The organism is Paenibacillus sp. LT-B23 (assembly GCF_059417685.1).
Window position 1 is genome coordinate 227,931 of the sequence record NZ_JBSQBM010000003.1, and the last position, 16,946, is coordinate 244,876.

General features: G+C 45.2%; 14 protein-coding genes and 3 pseudogenes. 11 read left to right on the top strand and 6 right to left on the bottom strand.

Features of this window, described 5'->3' with window-relative positions; all coding sequences use genetic code 11:
• Positions 1-30: 30 nt before the first annotated feature.
• Positions 31-560 (bottom strand): annotated as a pseudogene (locus ACWXW9_RS05900) (GNAT family N-acetyltransferase).
• Positions 561-1,153: 593 nt separating this feature from the next.
• Here ACWXW9_RS05900 and ACWXW9_RS05905 point away from each other — a divergent pair.
• The 4 genes and pseudogenes from ACWXW9_RS05905 to ACWXW9_RS05920 all read left to right on the top strand — a co-directional run bounded on the left by ACWXW9_RS05905 (position 1,154) and on the right by ACWXW9_RS05920 (position 5,141).
• Entirely contained in the window at positions 1,154-2,191 is a 1,038-nt protein-coding gene (locus ACWXW9_RS05905; RefSeq protein ID WP_494928685.1) for a hypothetical protein, read from the top strand.
• A gap of 228 nt (positions 2,192-2,419) precedes the next feature.
• Positions 2,420-3,391, top strand: coding sequence for a Rieske 2Fe-2S domain-containing protein (locus ACWXW9_RS05910; RefSeq protein ID WP_494928686.1), 972 nt, complete (start codon positions 2,420-2,422; stop codon positions 3,389-3,391).
• A gap of 41 nt (positions 3,392-3,432) precedes the next feature.
• Positions 3,433-3,560, top strand: a pseudogene (locus tag ACWXW9_RS05915) (glycoside hydrolase family 3 N-terminal domain-containing protein); the annotation flags it as partial.
• A gap of 429 nt (positions 3,561-3,989) precedes the next feature.
• Positions 3,990-5,141: an iron-containing alcohol dehydrogenase gene (locus ACWXW9_RS05920; protein WP_494928687.1), complete on the top strand. Its 1,152-nt coding sequence runs from the start codon at positions 3,990-3,992 to the stop codon at positions 5,139-5,141.
• A 95-nt stretch (positions 5,142-5,236) separates the two neighbouring features.
• Here the strand turns inward: ACWXW9_RS05920 and ACWXW9_RS05925 are convergent, their stop codons facing one another.
• A complete protein-coding gene (locus tag ACWXW9_RS05925; protein WP_494928688.1) occupies positions 5,237-5,833 on the bottom strand; it encodes a TetR/AcrR family transcriptional regulator C-terminal domain-containing protein in 597 nt (198 codons plus the stop codon).
• Between the two features lie 245 nt (positions 5,834-6,078).
• On the opposite strand from ACWXW9_RS05925, the gene ACWXW9_RS05930 reads away from it, so the two are divergent.
• The 3 genes from ACWXW9_RS05930 (at position 6,079) to ACWXW9_RS05940 (ending at position 8,594) form a co-directional block, all read left to right on the top strand.
• On the top strand, positions 6,079-7,203 hold the full coding sequence (locus tag ACWXW9_RS05930) for an NADH:flavin oxidoreductase (RefSeq protein WP_494928689.1): 1,125 nt from the start codon (positions 6,079-6,081) through the stop codon (positions 7,201-7,203).
• Between the two features lie 314 nt (positions 7,204-7,517).
• Positions 7,518-7,940 (top strand): MarR family winged helix-turn-helix transcriptional regulator, encoded by a 423-nt coding sequence (locus tag ACWXW9_RS05935; protein WP_494928690.1) that lies wholly within the window; start codon positions 7,518-7,520, stop codon positions 7,938-7,940.
• Positions 7,941-8,012: 72 nt separating this feature from the next.
• The gene (locus ACWXW9_RS05940; RefSeq protein ID WP_494928691.1) at positions 8,013-8,594 is read left to right on the top strand and encodes an NAD(P)H-dependent oxidoreductase; all 582 of its coding nucleotides are present in this window, start codon (positions 8,013-8,015) and stop codon (positions 8,592-8,594) included.
• A gap of 170 nt (positions 8,595-8,764) precedes the next feature.
• On the opposite strand, the gene ACWXW9_RS05945 is transcribed toward ACWXW9_RS05940, so the two are convergent.
• Positions 8,765-9,232 (bottom strand): GNAT family N-acetyltransferase, encoded by a 468-nt coding sequence (locus ACWXW9_RS05945; RefSeq protein WP_494928692.1) that lies wholly within the window; start codon positions 9,230-9,232, stop codon positions 8,765-8,767.
• A gap of 191 nt (positions 9,233-9,423) precedes the next feature.
• Between ACWXW9_RS05945 and ACWXW9_RS05950 the strand changes: the two genes are divergently transcribed.
• The 3 genes and pseudogenes from ACWXW9_RS05950 to ACWXW9_RS05960 form a co-directional block, all read left to right on the top strand.
• Positions 9,424-9,861: a MarR family winged helix-turn-helix transcriptional regulator gene (locus ACWXW9_RS05950; RefSeq protein WP_494928693.1), complete on the top strand. Its 438-nt coding sequence runs from the start codon at positions 9,424-9,426 to the stop codon at positions 9,859-9,861.
• A gap of 20 nt (positions 9,862-9,881) precedes the next feature.
• Positions 9,882-10,712 (top strand): DegV family protein, encoded by an 831-nt coding sequence (locus tag ACWXW9_RS05955; protein WP_494928694.1) that lies wholly within the window; start codon positions 9,882-9,884, stop codon positions 10,710-10,712.
• A 226-nt stretch (positions 10,713-10,938) separates the two neighbouring features.
• Positions 10,939-11,032: pseudogene (locus tag ACWXW9_RS05960) on the top strand (VOC family protein); the annotation flags it as partial.
• Positions 11,033-11,215: 183 nt separating this feature from the next.
• Here ACWXW9_RS05960 and ACWXW9_RS05965 read toward each other — a convergent pair.
• The 3 genes from ACWXW9_RS05965 to ACWXW9_RS05975 form a co-directional block, all read right to left on the bottom strand.
• The gene (locus ACWXW9_RS05965) at positions 11,216-11,992 is read right to left on the bottom strand and encodes a BclA C-terminal domain-containing protein (RefSeq protein WP_494928810.1); all 777 of its coding nucleotides are present in this window, start codon (positions 11,990-11,992) and stop codon (positions 11,216-11,218) included.
• A 522-nt stretch (positions 11,993-12,514) separates the two neighbouring features.
• Positions 12,515-13,738 (bottom strand): MFS transporter, encoded by a 1,224-nt coding sequence (locus ACWXW9_RS05970; protein ID WP_494928695.1) that lies wholly within the window; start codon positions 13,736-13,738, stop codon positions 12,515-12,517.
• A gap of 70 nt (positions 13,739-13,808) precedes the next feature.
• A complete protein-coding gene (locus ACWXW9_RS05975) occupies positions 13,809-15,836 on the bottom strand; it encodes a beta-galactosidase (RefSeq protein WP_494928696.1) in 2,028 nt (675 codons plus the stop codon).
• A gap of 139 nt (positions 15,837-15,975) precedes the next feature.
• Between ACWXW9_RS05975 and ACWXW9_RS05980 the strand changes: the two genes are divergently transcribed.
• The gene (locus tag ACWXW9_RS05980; RefSeq protein WP_149095796.1) at positions 15,976-16,812 is read left to right on the top strand and encodes an AraC family transcriptional regulator; all 837 of its coding nucleotides are present in this window, start codon (positions 15,976-15,978) and stop codon (positions 16,810-16,812) included.
• The last annotated feature ends 134 nt before the right edge of the window (positions 16,813-16,946 follow it).

The window sequence follows — 16,946 nt, forward strand, 5'->3', positions numbered from 1 at the left end:
GATATATGATTAGTTTTGGGAGAATGCCTTTTATATCCTGGCGTATTCCTCCGCAAGAATAGAGTACAAATATGAATCATGAAATTCGCCTTTGTAATACCAGTGTTCACGCATCAGACCTTCACGTTGCATTCCGAGCTGTTGCATAACCATCTCAGAAGCCTTATTTTCTGGACGACATGTTGCATAGATGCGGTGGACAGCAAGCGTGCTAAATCCAAAGCCTAGCAGTGTTTTTGCTGCCTCTGCTGCATAACCCTGCCCTTGATAATCTGGATTCAATACATAACCCAATTCTGCATTAGTATCTTTCACATGAATACCTATACACCGATCAGGATTCCATTGTTTTTTAGACATACGGCTAGTTCGTAATCTTGTCTTGGCTGTTCCTGCTGTGAAGCTGGAACTTGTTCTATATACGCCTTTGTATCTTCTTCTGTATTCGGCCCCCATGCTGTGTGCCTGGTGACTTCAGGCAATGAAGTGTACGTATGTATACTTTCCCAATCGGATCTGCAAATATCACGAATGATGAGCTGATTTGTCTCAATTTGCATAACTACTCCTCCTGTCTATATTCAAAAGGCTCTACTCCGTTTTTAAAAACAATCAACAACTCATTCGAATTTTGTACGTCCCCGTAGCCTTTAAACGTTGTCCCCGCCATCTTTCAATGAATCCAATTGGATTCACTTCCTTCTCATGGCTAAAGCACACGTTTGTTAAATTTGAGCAAAAAAAATACAGATGGCCCAATTTCGGGTCGCCTGTACCTCGGTTGAAAATAAGTCATTCACTGTCAGTAAATAAAACGAACATATGTACTTATTCAACATGATTTATTTTAAGTTTAAACTGTTTTTTTGTCAAGCAAATGTGTTTTTGCGAGCCTATGAATTCATAACGATAATGGCTCAACATAGATTAACAAATTCAAGTTTTTGGTATCTTCCGAACAAAAAAATTTGAGAAATGAAGAAAAAAAGGCTGGCTTTTTTGAAAAAAAATGTGCTAGTGTGATCTAGCGAGAAACAACGAGTTCGTTCAACATTTGAAATTCTTGTTAAATATTAGCTCGTCTTTGTCGCCTCACAGCTGTCTGTCTTCAAGGCATTGCTGCGTGAAATCCAAACATAGGAGGAATATTATATTGACAACGAACACGGAAAGAAACGAAACAAAAATCGCGATTATTGGACTAGGCATTCAAGGAACTGCAATCGCCCGCATGCTACTCGATCTGGGGTATAAGGTCATCGGTGCGGTAGATCCCGGCGAAAAGCTTGGTCGTCCGTTCAACGACTATGTGAAGCATGCGTCAGCCTCCGATACGAAGATTTTTGGTACAATCTCTGATCTGATCGCTAATGTTGGTGCACCGGATGTCTCTATAATCTCTGCATCTGTGTCGGCAGAGGTAGTCGTCGATATTGCGATCGAGCTTATGAAAACCAAGTCTCAAATTCTTACACTTCATGGACGAATATGCGAAGCTTCTGGCGAACTCTTCGAGCGACTTGATCGAGTTGCCAAGGAAGAGGGCGTTTCCGTTATGTCTACAGGGATTCAGGACATGGTGTATGTCTATCTCCCAGTGGTTCTCATGGGAGCCAATCATAATGTTTCATTGTTCAAAATCCAGGATTTCGCGGATACAGCTGAGTTCTCGTTCGATTCCGGACAGCAGGATGCCGGCATGGCCCTGAATGAAACGGAGTTCGAACAGTGGCGTCAAAAGCAGATCGCTGGTAATACGTCAATCCAAGGTGCACCTTTGCGAGAACTAGCACGTCGCATGGGCCTGACGCCAGGTGAATTGAATTTCGACATTCAACCCATTTATGCTAAAGAGCGTCTTGAATGGCCCGGTGCCAATATGGTTCTTGAACCCGGAATGGTTATTGGTTCAAATGCTGTGGTGTCATTCGAGACAGAAGAAGGGGTCAGGTTCGAAGGACTGCTGACGTTTAAGCTCGCAGAAGGAGAGGAAACATCTGGCCATGTCTATGTAGCGGAGGGTGCACAAACCATCCGGGTCGCGATTACCGAAATTGATCAGCATATCACCACAGATATGGCCGTTGTGCGGCGCGTCCCTGATGTCCTGGCAGCAGCGCCCGGTTTCATCAGGCTTGCCTTGTTGGAAGCAGGCCGCTACGTTCATCCGGCTGTGCACACCCCGTCTTGAAATAGTTTAAGCGATGCCGGGTCGCGTCTGTAGGAATCCTTTGCGTGGGCCTTCAAGACTGACACTGCATGGGCGTAAACAATCAGTTACAAAATAGCATGATATGATGAGATAAGCAATGTCATCGTATGGAAAAATGCATCCCCGCTAAGAATATGTTTAAATTCTAGTCAAATACCTATTAATGTTAAATATTCTCTAATTAAGATAAATAGAGGAGGGAATCTGTTGGAGAAAGACTACTTATTGAATGAATGGCACTGTGTATATGTTGCCTCTGAATTAAAAGAAGAGCCAAAACAGGTTCATATTTTGGGAGAGAGGGTTGTTATTTATCGAACTGAATCCGGTGTCCATGCTTTCAAGGATCTGTGTATCCATCGGGGCGCAGCTCTTTCCCTGGGGAAAATTAAAGATGGGATGTTGGTATGTCCTTATCATGCCTGGGAATACAACAGCGAAGGAGAATGCGAAAAAATACCGGCTCTTGCTTGTGGGAAGACGATTCCCAAAAAGGCGAAAGCAATTGTGTATCAGTGCATTGAACATATTGGATTTATATGGGTTAATATTGGTGAAGAACCAGCCTCAATAATTGAATTTCCGGAATTTAATCAAAAGGAGTACCGAACACTCATTGTAAGAGGATATGAAGTTAAAGCCAATGGACCACGCATTATCGAAAACTTTCTGGATATTGCACATTTAATGTTTGTCCACGAAGGAATGCTGGGTGATGGAGATCATGCAGAGATTCCATCATTCGATATTAATTTTGTGGAGGGGCGGTATATCACAACTGAAATACCAATATATCAGCCTAATCCGGATGGCCGTTCCAACGGAGGGTACTCCAATTATGTTTATGAAATATTATCACCCATGACTGTCCGCTTTAAAAAGAAAGCTGTAGATTCCGATGATGAATTTACGCTACTCATGTCAGTGGTGCAGGAAAAGGATGGAGTGTCCAAAGCCTTTATGTTGCATTCAAGGAACTACGATCTTGAGCAATCGGATGAGCCCTATACCAAATTTCTTGATATTGTAATGGCACAAGATATAGATGTGATCGAGAGCCAAAAACCCGAGTTATTACCTCTCGACTTACAGGAAGAAATGCATCTCAAATCAGATGCTCTCAGTATTGTTTATCGCAGATGGCTTAAAAAGCTTGGCGTTGAATCCGGAATTGCTTGATGTAATTAAAAGGGCAATTTAAGAAAGTAGTCTTAGCGTGATCCGCTACGGCGAAGCATTTTCCCGGGCATGGCTATACCGTCGTCGATTCCCATCTGGATCTGCCGACGGTGCCGCAGATCGGACACGGATGGAGCAGGTGGAATGGGTGCCGTTCAGACGGGCAATCGCCGAATATTACGGAACGGTGGAAGCATCTGTAATGGCGATTGAAGCGGGCGCGGACATGAACGCCCTAATGTAATGGGGAAGCTGGACTTCCCCTAATGGAACATAACTAACGTCGTCCTGTCAGGGCGGCGTTTGTTTATTTTGCCGGGCTTAATATCCGCAGGATACTCGTCATAGGAATAAAGGTTATCCAATCGCCCGGGTAAGTCTGGGCTTATTCGATAGCGCTTTGAACGAAGAAGATAACAGGCAGCTTTTCTTTGTAAAACCAAAATAAACAAAAATAAAACAAAATAATATCTGTGTTTAATTGTTGACACCAAAACAAAATAAAGATAAAATTACGTATGTGAAATGTTTCACTTTTAAGAATGGTTCCGTATTTAGCGATACATCAAGAAGTGAATCCTTTAGGAGGCCGATGTTTATGAGCGCACATGTATTTTTTGTACCGTCTATCAATCTAATGGGAAAAGGCTGTTTGCATGAAGTTGGACCCTATATAAAAGAACTGAATTTAAACAAAGCACTAGTCGTGACGGATAAGTTTTTGATGAAAAGCGGTATTGCAGGCAAGGTCACATCCTTGCTGGACGAGATTGGTTTGGACTATGCGGTATATGATGAGGTCAAACCCAATCCGACCTGTAAAAATGTACATGATGGCGTTCAATTCCTGCAGGAAAATGGATGTGACTTTTTAATTTCCATTGGGGGAGGATCACCACAGGATACGGCTAAGGGAATCGGCATTATTGCTACCAATGGGGGACATATAACCGAGTATGAGGGCGTTCATAAATCCAAGCATAAATCGCTGCCTATTGTCGCTATTAATACCACGGCAGGAACATCGGCTGAAATCACGATCAATTATGTCATCACGGACGAAGAACGCAAGGTCAAAATGGTTATGGTCGACAAGAATAGTGTAGCTACTATTTCGGTCAACGACCCTGAACTAATGGTAGACAAACCCGCCGCGTTAACGGCAGCTACAGGACTAGATGCTTTGACCCATGCCATTGAAGCTTTGGTTACTCCAGGTTCCTATCCTGTTACGGATGTGACCGCTTTGGCAGCAGTAGAGATTATTTTTAATCATTTGGCCCGTACAGTGAGCAACGGTCATGATATAGAAGCACGTGAGCAAATGGTATACGCTATTTTCTTGGGAGGACTTGCATTTAATAATGCCGGATTGGGTTACGTTCATGCGATGGCGCATCAGCTTGGGGGCGTATACGATTTGCCTCATGGTGTTTGCAATGCCATGCTGCTGCCGATTGTGGAGGAGGAGAATGCCAAGCATGTACCAGAGAAATTTCGTGCCATCGCTAAGGTCATCGGTTTTGAAGACAAGGGGAAAACAGATAAGGAATGTGCAGATTATGTAATCCAAAGAATCAAAGACCTGTCGAAGGAAGTTGGGATTCCTTCCAAACTTTCTGAACTGGGTGTAAATGAAGTGGATTTGGATCTGCTTGCCGAAAACTCAATGAAGGATGCTTGCGCTCCGGGCAACCCGTTCATACCTACCAAAGAACAAGTTATCGAGATGTTTAAGAAAATTCTTTAAATAAAAGCTGATATTATTTTGTTATATACTGTAAGGGCTGTCCCAGGAACTGATCGAAGCATACTGGGAACGGCCCTTTTTATTCGCATTTTCTGCTAAGAGATTTGTGAGACTAGAGATAAGACAACCCCATTGAATATTAATGGCACTACTCTCTCGGCTAAAGCTGTAGGAGACTCTTTTTTTCCTTCCACATTCCAGCGAAAGGTTACACCATAAACGGACCAGCTTAAAATGGTTGCAGCAAGCTCCAGCGTTCTTTGATCTGTATTGTTGGTTGCTCTTGTTACGAGCTGAAGTATGAATTGCTCTAATTGATTCTTAATATGTTCTTCCAGGATCGGTGCGACTGAATTATATTTATGGATGCATTGGTTACTAGTGTCATGATAGTCGCATAATGAAAGAATAAGCTTCTGAATGGTCTCCTCGGTCAAATGTGCCTTGGCATCAATTCTATTGATCACATGCCTCGAAAATCCATCGGACAAAAGGGTTTCAAGCAGTGCATATTTATCTTGAAAATGTGCATAGAACGTAGCACGGTTAATGGTGGCTTTTTGGGTAATGTCATTGATCGTAATAGTGTAGAAGTCTTTCTTATTTAATTGGTCAACGAATGCGTCGAGAATTAACCTACGTGTTCGAATGACGCGCGGATCGTTTGGGTTGGGTGAAGTTACACCAGGCATCTTTAAGACACTCCTTTCAGATAAATCAAATGATTCCCCCATTATAAACATGTGTTGTTTTGTCAACAAGTGAATTTAGATATACAACAATTTCATAACCCTTTTGGTTAAGCAACAGAATGAACATTTTGTCGGTTGAATAATAAATTAAACATTGTTAACATTTCACTTGCACCCCGTTTGATGGTGCACGAGCCTTTTATATAATTGCTAAAACGATAAAAGAAAATGGGGAGGTACAATTCTTGAGTAATCAACCGCAAAATGTCCATTCAACAAAAGCTTTATTTCAACCTTATACCATTCATAATCTGACCCTGCAGACTCGCATTGTAATGCCGGCAATGGGCCGCGCTTTTTCACCAAATGGTGTACCAGGACCGGATGTTGCTGCTTATTATCGCCGTCGCGCAGAGAATGGTGTAGGTCTTATTATTACTGAAGGTGCAGTGATTGACCATCCGGCTGGAACAAGTGAGCCGAGGGGGCCTAATTTTTATGGGGAAGCGGCTTTAAACGGTTGGGCTGAAGTGGTCAGACAGGTTCATGAAGCCGGTAGCAAAATTTTTCCACAGATTTGGCATATGGGGATGGCTCGTCCTTTGGGATCTCAGCCGAACCCGGAAGCGCTGTCGATTGGTCCATCGGGGCTGGACCTGGAAGGAAAAAAAGTGACCGAGCCGATGACAGAAGAAGAGATCGTCAAGGTTATTGGGGCCTATGTCGATGCAGCTGCGAATGCAAAACGACTGGGCTTTGACGGCATTGAAATTCATGGAGCGCACGGCTATCTGGTTGATCAATTCTTTTGGGAGAGAACGAACCAACGTACGGATCGCTATGGTGGCGATATCATAAAACGTGCTCAATTCGCCATTGAGCTTGTGGAAGCTATTCGTGCTGAGGTTGGCCCTGACTACCCTATTGCCATGCGCCTATCCCAATGGAAAATGAATGATTACAACGCAAAGCCGTTCGATACACCGGATAAACTGGAGCAATTCCTGAATGTATTAGTACAAGCGGGCGTGGACATCTTCCATTGCTCGACACGTCGCTTTTGGGTACCTGAATTTGAAGGCTCCGATCTGAGTTTTGCCGGATGGGTGAAGAAGCTGACTGGAAAAACCACGATTACGGTTGGCTCTGTAGGCCTGGATGAGGATTTTGTAAGTCTCTATACGGAAGGGAAAGTGGCAGGACACCAAGATATTAATGAACTTCTGGAACGGCTGGACAACAATGAATTTGATTTGGTAGCTGTTGGGCGTGCGCTTCTGGGCGATCCTGCATGGGCTACGAAAATACGTGAAGGTCGAATTCATGATCTTCAAGCCTTCACACCTGAGGTACTTAAAACGCTCAACTAAAATATCTCATGCTTCGAATATCTCTTCATTTCATAAATAAACAATGTAAGCCAGAATACTCAAAGCCATAGGAACTTTGGGTATTTTGGCTTTTTAATGCGTCTGCAACAGCAGTCCACCATCAACCATTTTGAATTAAGTCATCACAGATTCCCACTTGCTCATTTTTTTACTCAAGAACTCCTGAAGCTCCTCTTCATTGTTGCTTAACTTATAAAATAAAGAAAGGGCAACTTGAATCATTCATACATTAAAACCAAATCAGACTGACACAAATACTTGATATATATAGATGTCTATGTAATAATGCTTGTATGTTAAAAAATAACGCAGCTGCACTGATAGGAACCATTAGAGACTCGATCAATAAATTGATTGTGACTGAGCTCGAATCAAATGGAGTTGAAGGGATTGTTCCTACCCATGGTGGAATATTAATGTTCCTCTATCAAAAGGACGGGCTTTCCATTAAGGAATTGACGCAGAAAATTTCTCGTCAGCAGCCCACAGTCACTGTTTTGGTCGACAAGCTAGTGAAGTTGGGGTATGTCGAAAGAAAAAAAGAAAGGGAGGATAGCAGAGTTACCCTGATTTATCTGACCGATAAGGGGAAAGAGCTGGAGCCTGTATTTGAGGCGATCTCCAATAGATTAAAAGAAACCATTTATGGTGGTCTCAAAGACGAAGAAAAGGAACAACTGGAATATCTGCTGGAACATGTAAAAAACAGATTATAAATTTTTTTGAGTAAATGCATAGATATCTATATGAATGCCAAAATAACAATAAAACATCTGGAGGTTATTGAAATGAAACATCTTATCATCTATGCTCACTCTAACGCTGAAAGTTTCAATCATGCGATACTGGAAACCGTTGTAAATACCTTGAAAGAAAAAGGCGATGAAGTCGTTGTACGCGATCTATATGCCCTTGATTTTCAACCTGTATTAAAACCTGAGGATACTGCCGCTATGAGAGCTGGGCAAACTCCGGCTGATATCAAAGTAGAGCAGGAATTTATCTCGCAGTCCGATACGATCACCTTTATTTCTCCCATTTGGTGGACAGGTCTTCCTGCTATCCTGAAAGGTTACGTTGATCGTGTATTTGCCTACGGCTTTGCATATACGGCTGGTCCGGAAGGGATTAATAAGCTCCTTACAGGTAAAAAAGGTTTTATTGTGAATACACACGGTACCCCCAACGCGATCTACGATGAAATCGGTATGAGCGCAGGATTGAAGATCACTTCGGATACGGGGATTTTTGATTTCGCTGGGATTGAATCCGTCGGTCACTTGCTGCTTGGAAGTATCGGCTACCTTGATGAAGATGGCTATAAAGGACTGTTGAAGCAGGTCCAAGACACCGTCAAATCGCTGTTATAACGAAACTATATTATCACATTAAAAGGCTGTTCTTACCGTTAAGAAATGTACGGCAGTCTTCAAATGATGAGGTCAACCAGCATTTACTGGTTGGCCTTTTCTTCTATATAAGCTGACTCTGAATGCGTAGTGGCAATACATGAAACTTTTAAGTTCAGTTTATATAGATGCTAATATCCTTCGACGGTTTTGGAATTTTCCTCTACGATTAAGGACATGTAAACGTCAATAGGATCCTCATTTTCAACTTTAAAACCAAACCGTTCATAAAGACGTCTGGCAGAGCTTCCTTGCAGGACATTTAAGGTTATGCGCTTTCCTTTTACATCATTTTGTTCAAGTAGATTTTTTAATACTTGACTGCCGACCCCTTTACCTTGGTAATTGGGGTGAATATAAAAATGCTCCAATAAATAACCGTCTAACGTCGGTTTAAAAGCTATGCAACCAACAAAAGAAGAATCTACTTCGATGATCCAGGTATGTACAGAGTCGAATGCATCACGGAAGCGTTGACGAACTTTTTCTTCATCAAATCTTCCTAACCTGGTTAAATCGTTACGCAGTACAATGGCCCGTAAATGAGCAATGGTTTCAACATCGGAATTTTGGGATTGGCGAAGAGTAAAAGGTTTCATCTAATGTAACAACTCCTTTATCATAAACAGGCAAGAGGTGACCAGCATATTTTTTCTTATTCGACGCTGGGTTCTCATAACCCTTGTATTAAAATTCACAAATAATTCATTGTTATTATCGTCAGCAATTCATTATAGTACATAGTATTAATAGTTAACTGTATGTATTATGTGTTTTACGGAGGTTCACTATGAAAGATTATGAATTAAGAGACGATTTGAGAGAATCCGTTAACCGGATTTATAACATGGAGTTATTCAGCAGCCTGACGGAGCTTGTCCAAGGAGAAAACCATGTGCTTCAATATTTAGTTCAGCATCGAGATGATGAAATTAATCCATCCTTACTCAGTGACCACCTGTATGTATCCAGATCGAGAATTACGGCAGCGCTTACTGCCTTAAGAAAAAAAGGCTATGTGACCATGGAAATGTCTGAGCATGACAGACGACGAATGTGTGTAAGGCTCACACCAGAAGGTGCATCCCTGATTAAACAGAAACAAGAGAGGATTGAAGGCTATTTTGAAGCGCTGGTAGAAGGTTTGGGTGAGGTCAATGTCAAGGAATTTATACGATTGATTGAGCTTTCCATGAGTATCATGAATACGGATTCTACTGACAAATAACATAATGTGAGGGTGTACAGATGAGGTATAAAATAATAGCAGATAGCTGCTGTGACTTAACGACAGAGCTTAGAGAAGAAATGAAAATCACGACGATCCCGTTAAACATGACATTGGGAGAAAAATGCTTTGTAGATGATGAAACGCTAGATTTACCTCAATTTATGGAAGAAATGAAAGCCTGTACAGCCAAGATCGGATCAGCTTCGCCGTCTCCCATGCTGTATAAGGAAGCATTTCAAGGTGAGCATACTTCTTTTGCCATTACATTATCCAGCAATCTGTCCAGTTCGTATTCAAGTGCATTAGTTGGCAAGGATATGGCGGAGGAAGAAGGGGCTGATGTTCATGTATTCGATTCGAAAAGTGCGTCGGCTGGACAAATATTGTTAGCTCTAAAATTACGCAAGCTGATCGACGAGGGGTATCATAAAGGAGAGATTATTTCTTCACTGGAAAGCTTTATCACGAAGATGAAAACCTATTTTGTGCTAGAGAACCTGGACAATTTGGTGAAGAACGGACGAATGAATAAAATTACGGGAAAGATACTTTCATTCCTGCATATCAGACCCATTTTGGGTTCAGACGGTGACGGAAATATCGCATTGTTTACCCAAGCGCGTGGTCAAAATCAAATCATTGAAAAGCTGGCAGATACCATTGAAAAAAGTGGTCGGGCTACGGAGGGGGAAAGCATTGTGATTACCCACTGCAATAATCCCGGGCTTGCGGAAAAGCTAATGAATGCGTTAAAGAACCGCTATGAATTTAAGGATATTCTGATTGTGTCCACCAGAGGAATCAGTTCGATGTATGCCAATGACAAAGGAATTATTATGGCGTTTTAAGCTTTTGGAGTGAAAGGTGCTCTCTTATTAAATCAAGGTTTATGCCAATTGAGCCTGAGTTGGTGTAAGCCTTTTTGACATGCTGATAAATACATTGAAATACTATGAATAATATGGAGCAGGGAAAAAAATATGACTCATACGAGTACAAACGAAGTCATACGCACCAATTTCAGATTCACCCGGAAGCACGGGTCGGTTGGGTGACATTGTAACAGATGGAAAGCTGCCCTCAGGCGGGTATCATCACCATATTGGCGGCAATGTATGGAATGGAGAAGGTAACCCCCATCCTCCCGCTCATGCGACAGGGGTTAAGGAAATTATACTGCTGCTTCCTGACGATGGATCTTTGTGGAAGCTAAAAAACACATAGAGCTTGACGGCCATGCAACCTATGGAGAAGTGAATGAATTTTCTGCATGACCCAAGCGGAAACAAGCTGGTGTTTGATATTAGCAGATGAGCAGGTCAGCCATACGTTAAACCGGATGTATCCATGTCTAACTTAATTTTTTGATAACCACGGAAGCATTTACGTTGGCTTGGGTACCTCCAGCCAAGGTTTGCAGGGTAACCGCAGCGGCAGAGCTATGATTTCGCAGGGTAAGGACATCACCGGATGCTAGAGCGAGGATGGCCTGCCCTGTGTTTTGCTGCGTACCAGCTCCTGAGCCGTATATGGTTCCTGCTGCCAGAGTGCCATTGATAAATATGGCAAATTGGCCTGGCTCTACACCCGATACTGAAAAGTTAACTTCATAGTTCCCCGCATCGGTAACTGCAATCTGCGTAGTACCGGGAGCATGGGTAATTCCAGGTGTAAGTATACCGTTCGTATCGAAAATGACATCCGCTTCTATTGGAACGACTCGGGATCCTAAGTTGTAGATATAACCAAACTGAGCTATTCCACCTGCGGTTCCTGTAGCTCCCGTCGCCCCGGTGGCCCCCGTTGCTCCTGCGGTACCCGTAGCCCCAGTGGCACCTACCGCACCCGCAGGACCTGCTGGGCCGACAGCCCCTGCAACGCCCGCAGGACCTGCTGGACCGACAGCCCCTGCAACGCCCGCAGGACCTGCTGGACCGACAGCCCCTGCAATGCCCGCAGGACCTGCTGGACCGACTGCCCCTGGAATGCCCGCAGGACCTACGGGACCTGCTGGTCCAACCGCACCCGCAGCTCCAACTGCGCCCGCAGTGCCCACAGCCCCCGCTGCGCCTACATTTCCGGCAGCCCCAACGGTGCCCGCAGTACCCACAGCGCCTGCTGCGCCCACATTTCCGGCAGCCCCGACATTTCCGGCAGCGCCCACATTTCCCGCAGTTCCGACGGCTCCAGCAGTACCCACAGCGCCCGCTGCACCTACGTTACCTGCTGCACCTATAGCTCCAGTTGCGCCTGTTATACCTAAAACATTTTGAGGTATATTTACACGGACGATTTGCTTTCTGACGACGATTTCCTTGCAAAAGCACTTTCGTTTCGAATGGCATTTTCTCTTCGGACGTTTTTTACTAAACCAAGAGCGGATAAAAACGTCTTTTTTACGGCCTTTCTTTCGTTTCAATTCGGGACGACCCAATACAAACACCTCCATATCGATTTGTTGTATACTACTCCATTCATCCATGGCAGGCATGGACATCTGTCCTGTGGTTGATAGGCAATGATCTATTTTTGGATAAAAATGGGTCTTTGTACTGGTGCATTCATCTAGTTATATAAAAATAGCGCCCCCAGCTGTTACCTTGGTTCACACCAAGGAACAGCCGAAGGCGCCAGAAGAAGCGTGCCGTAATTATGAAGCGGTTTGAAGCCGCTTTTTGCGCATGTATATAGCGTACAAAATGCCGCCTAGCAGGCACAAGGTACAAGCGAAGCCTGCCAGCAACCAGGCTGAATCGACAGCCCCGCCGCGATCCATGCTGTGTCCGAGCCATAATGGCAGCAGAGCGCCCCCGACTCCACCTGCGCCAATAAGCAGGCTGGTTGTGGATTCTTCTGTGCCGGGCATCATCTTGCTGGCAAAGACGAGTGCGATCGAAAAGATACCGGACATGCCTAGCCCTAGCAACGCGATAAGCACAAAGGCACCAGCAGTTCCCTTGACCAGCGGGAACACGCAGAGGAGCATGGTCGCAGCAAGCGAGCTAAGGGCAACAAAGACACCATAGCCGTACCGGTCGGCAATGTTTCCTGCGAACAGTCGCCCGGCCGCCATTGCCAGCCAGAAGCAGGTAACACTGAGTGCCGCCTCGGCTTGAGAAAGGCCCAGCCGTTCAATGAACATAGAAGGTAGGAAATTGGCAAGGCTCATTTCTGTCCCTACATAGATAAAGAAAAAGATGATAAACAGTGCCAGTAGCCGCCAATTTCCCGCAGCGTTCACTTTAGAAGCTCCCTTGGTTGAAGAATGTGGGGCCGAGCCGGAATGCGTATGCCTTTCCCCGGGACGCCCATATTCGTCCAATACGGCATCCAGCTTGCCGAAGGACCCCCGTAGCCAGGCTACGACTGCCACCGCCGCACAGACGGAGATGACAGGGAAGGCCAACCGCCACCAGCCAAGGGCGATCAACTGGCTGGCAACCGCAGGCATAGCTAACGCGCCGATCCCGAAAAAGACCTCCAGACGGCTCATCGCTGCACCCGTTCCTTCGGTAATACCGCTAATCACAATGGTTCCGATGACCGCTTCCACCATGCCGAAGCCAAAGCCAGCTACCGCTCCGACGGCATATAGCCAACCCCAGGGGGGCAGCAGTGAGTAGAGCACTTCCGCCGCACACAGCAGCAGCAAGGCGAATACCAGCGTCCCGCGTTTGCCAAACTGCCTTGCAAGCCATGGCGACAGCAGGACGCCAGCCAGAAAACCGGAAAATTGGGCGAAGATCAGACTTCCGCCCTCCGTATAATTCCGGCCATAGTGCTCCAGCAGCACGGGCAGCAGAGATCCTACAACCACGTGCGCCAGGCCAATTAGAAAATAAGACAAGCTGCCAATCCATAGCAGTCGTTTCATGATGAACTCCTTTGATACCTGAAATTGCACTTATACCGTAAAGTGAACGACAATGTAAGGTATTAAATATTTATGATAATTCCAGCACATGAAAGCCATAGCCTTCGATGGTAACATCTCCTTCCAGGAATTCGCCGCTGAGCAGCTCATGTCCTTTTTGTTCATCCAGATGATAATTCTGTTTCTCGGCGTTATGGTTCAAGATGAACAAGTACGATTTTCCATCCTTGGAGCGAACGCTGGCCTCCACACCCACAGGAGCACGCAGCAAGGACGGAATCTCTTTTTCCTCACAAATATAGCCCAGCAGACCGTCCAGGAAAGCTTCTTCAGGGTCCGAAGCCACATACCATGCTTCACCTTGACCAAAACGATTGCGTGTCAGTACGGGCATTCCCTGATAAAAATCATCGCCATACTCCGCCAGCACCTCGGCACCTTCGCTATGCAGCAGGTCGCAGAGCAAGCCGCATTCATATTCCCCTTGTAATGCTCCCACCTGTTCCTTCAATACGATCCGATTGCGTGACTCCGGCAGAAGCGCGTCAATTTCTTCTACCCAAACTCCGAGAAGCTTACGCAGCTTACCCGGATATCCTCCGGTTGTGACCAGATCGTTTTCATTCACAATTCCGCTGAAAAAGGTGGTGACAAAGGTGCCTCCATGTTCAGTAAATTGTTCCAGTTTTTCCGCTGTACCCGGCTTGACCATGTAGAGTACAGGCGCGATAATGAGATCATATTTCTGGAAATCTGATTCCACGGAAATCAAGTCTACCTGGACGTTACGGCGGAATAGAGCAGCATAATATTTATGCACCTGATCGACGTAATTCAGCGCTACAGAAGGACCGCTTGATTTCTCCAGTGCCCACCAATTATCCCAATCGAACAAAATGGCTACTTTTGCGTTTACGGTTGCATCCAGCAGCGTATTACCTAATGTGCCGAGCTCGCTGCCGAGCTGTGCCACCTCCCGGAATACACGTGTATTCTCATGACCGGCATGCTCAATCACAGCCCCGTGGAATTTCTCACAGGCTCCGATGGAACGGCGAAGCTGGAAGAACATGACCGTGTCCGCGCCATGCGCTACCGCCTGGTAACTCCATAACCGCATGACACCAGGCCGCTTGAGCGAATTGTACGCTTGCCAGTTTTGCTGGCTCGGTGTTTGCTCCATCAGCATAAACGGCTGCCCATCCTTAAGACCGCGCATCAGATCGTGGGCCATCGCGGTATAGCTCGGTGGGGTATTAGCCCGCGGATAGCTGTCCCAAGACACAATATCCATGTGCTTTGCCCATTTGAAATAGTCCAGTTGCTTGAAAAAGCCCATCAGATTGGTCGTTATGACAGCTTCGGGGATATGCTTTTTGATCGCGTTGTACTCCAGCAAATAGCATTCCAGCATACTGTCTGAATTAAAGCGTGCGTAATCAAGGGAAATGCCCTGAAAGGTGGAGTGGTTTTCGCCCCAATGCTCGCTCAGATTATTTGGGGGTACAATTTCATCCCAATCATAGAAGGTGTGTCCCCAGAACGAAGTATTCCATACCCGGTTCACTTCTTCCAGTGTTCCATATTTTTGTTTGAGCCACACTCGGAATGCAGCAGCACAGTTGTCACAATAGCAATCCCCGCCGTACTCGTTGGACACGTGCCACACGAGGATCGCGGGATGGTTTTTGTAGCGTTCTGCCAGTCGATCAGCCATGCTCTCCGCATATTTGCGGTAGGTGGGACTGTTCGGACAGGAATTGTGGCGTCCGCCGAATTTTCGTTTGCGCCCGTCGGCATCGACCCGGAGAATATCCGGATATCGGGTCGCCATCCAGGCAGGGTGAGCCGCAGTGCTGGTGGCAAGACACACAAAGACACCGCTTTCATATAAGCTGTCGATGAATTGATCCAACCAATCAAAATGATATGTGATTTCATCGGATTGAATTTTGGCCCAGGAAAATACGTTGACTGTGGCGATATCAATTCCTGCCAGCCGGAATATCCGTAAGTCCTCCTGATGTGTGGTGTCATCCCATTGCTCAGGGTTGTAATCTCCGCCGTAAAATACTTTAGGCAGTTTACCGCTTATCATGCCAATCACCTCTATATATAAGAATAATTCTATCTTATAATACAAGTAAACGCTTTTAAATATAATAAAATGAACATGGATATAACAATATGGATCTACATTAAGGAATACATAACCGCGTGCGCCGGAGGTGCTTTTTATGATTTTAACTCCCCATCATTTGCGATTTTTTCTGACTACGCGTGAGCATTCTTTACCGCTTTTTATCGAAAGTATTGGATTTAACAGCAGGCAGGAGGATGTATCCCGGCCGGAGGGGTATCCCTGCTTTCACTGGATTCAGACGGTGTCCGGGGAAGGGGTATTCACGTTCAAGGGGGGCTCTTTCCGTTTGGGAGAACATGCCGGAGTTCTGCTGCTGCCGGGAGAGTCCCATGCTTACAGCCGGGCGACGAAAGTATGGCGAACGCTGTACATTACGTTTGACGGACCGATAGCCGCTGCTGTGCTGACCGAACTCGGATTGAAGCACACGCGCGGATATCATTGGGACGCTCATAGTGAACTGCACAGCTTCGGAGAAAGTATGCTTCATTCTATGGCAAGTGAACGGGATTTATCAGGGTTGGACGCTTCGGCCAATATGTACCGCTTTCTAACTTTGCTGCGCAAACATGGTCAATACAGCTCTATGCCTTCCTTGTCTCATAATGTAGAACGTTTGGGGCCTGTGCTGGCTTTTATGGAGGAAAATTATGCCAGCCCGGATATCGGCCTGTCCGATATGGCGGTGATGATGAATGTCAGCGCCCGTCATTTGAATACATTATTCAAGCAGGCATTCGGTGTGACCTCTTACGCTTATCTGATCGTCATACGTCTTCGCAAGGCTAAGGAAATGATGACTGATTTCCCGCACTTAACGGTAAAAGAGATCGCCGAGCGGGTAGGGTTCCGTGATGTCAGTCATTTTGTGGCGACTTTCCGCAAGGCCGAAGGAATTACCCCTGAAAGGTTCAAATTATTGTATTTATAAGGGTATTTAATCGAAATACTCTTTCTTACGCGGGAATGCTCTTTTTAGGGGGCATTCCTTATTGTTTTTTTTCGGATGAGGGAGTATAAAATAATAGTTCATTTGTTTCATCAATCTGATGTTCAGGTGACATA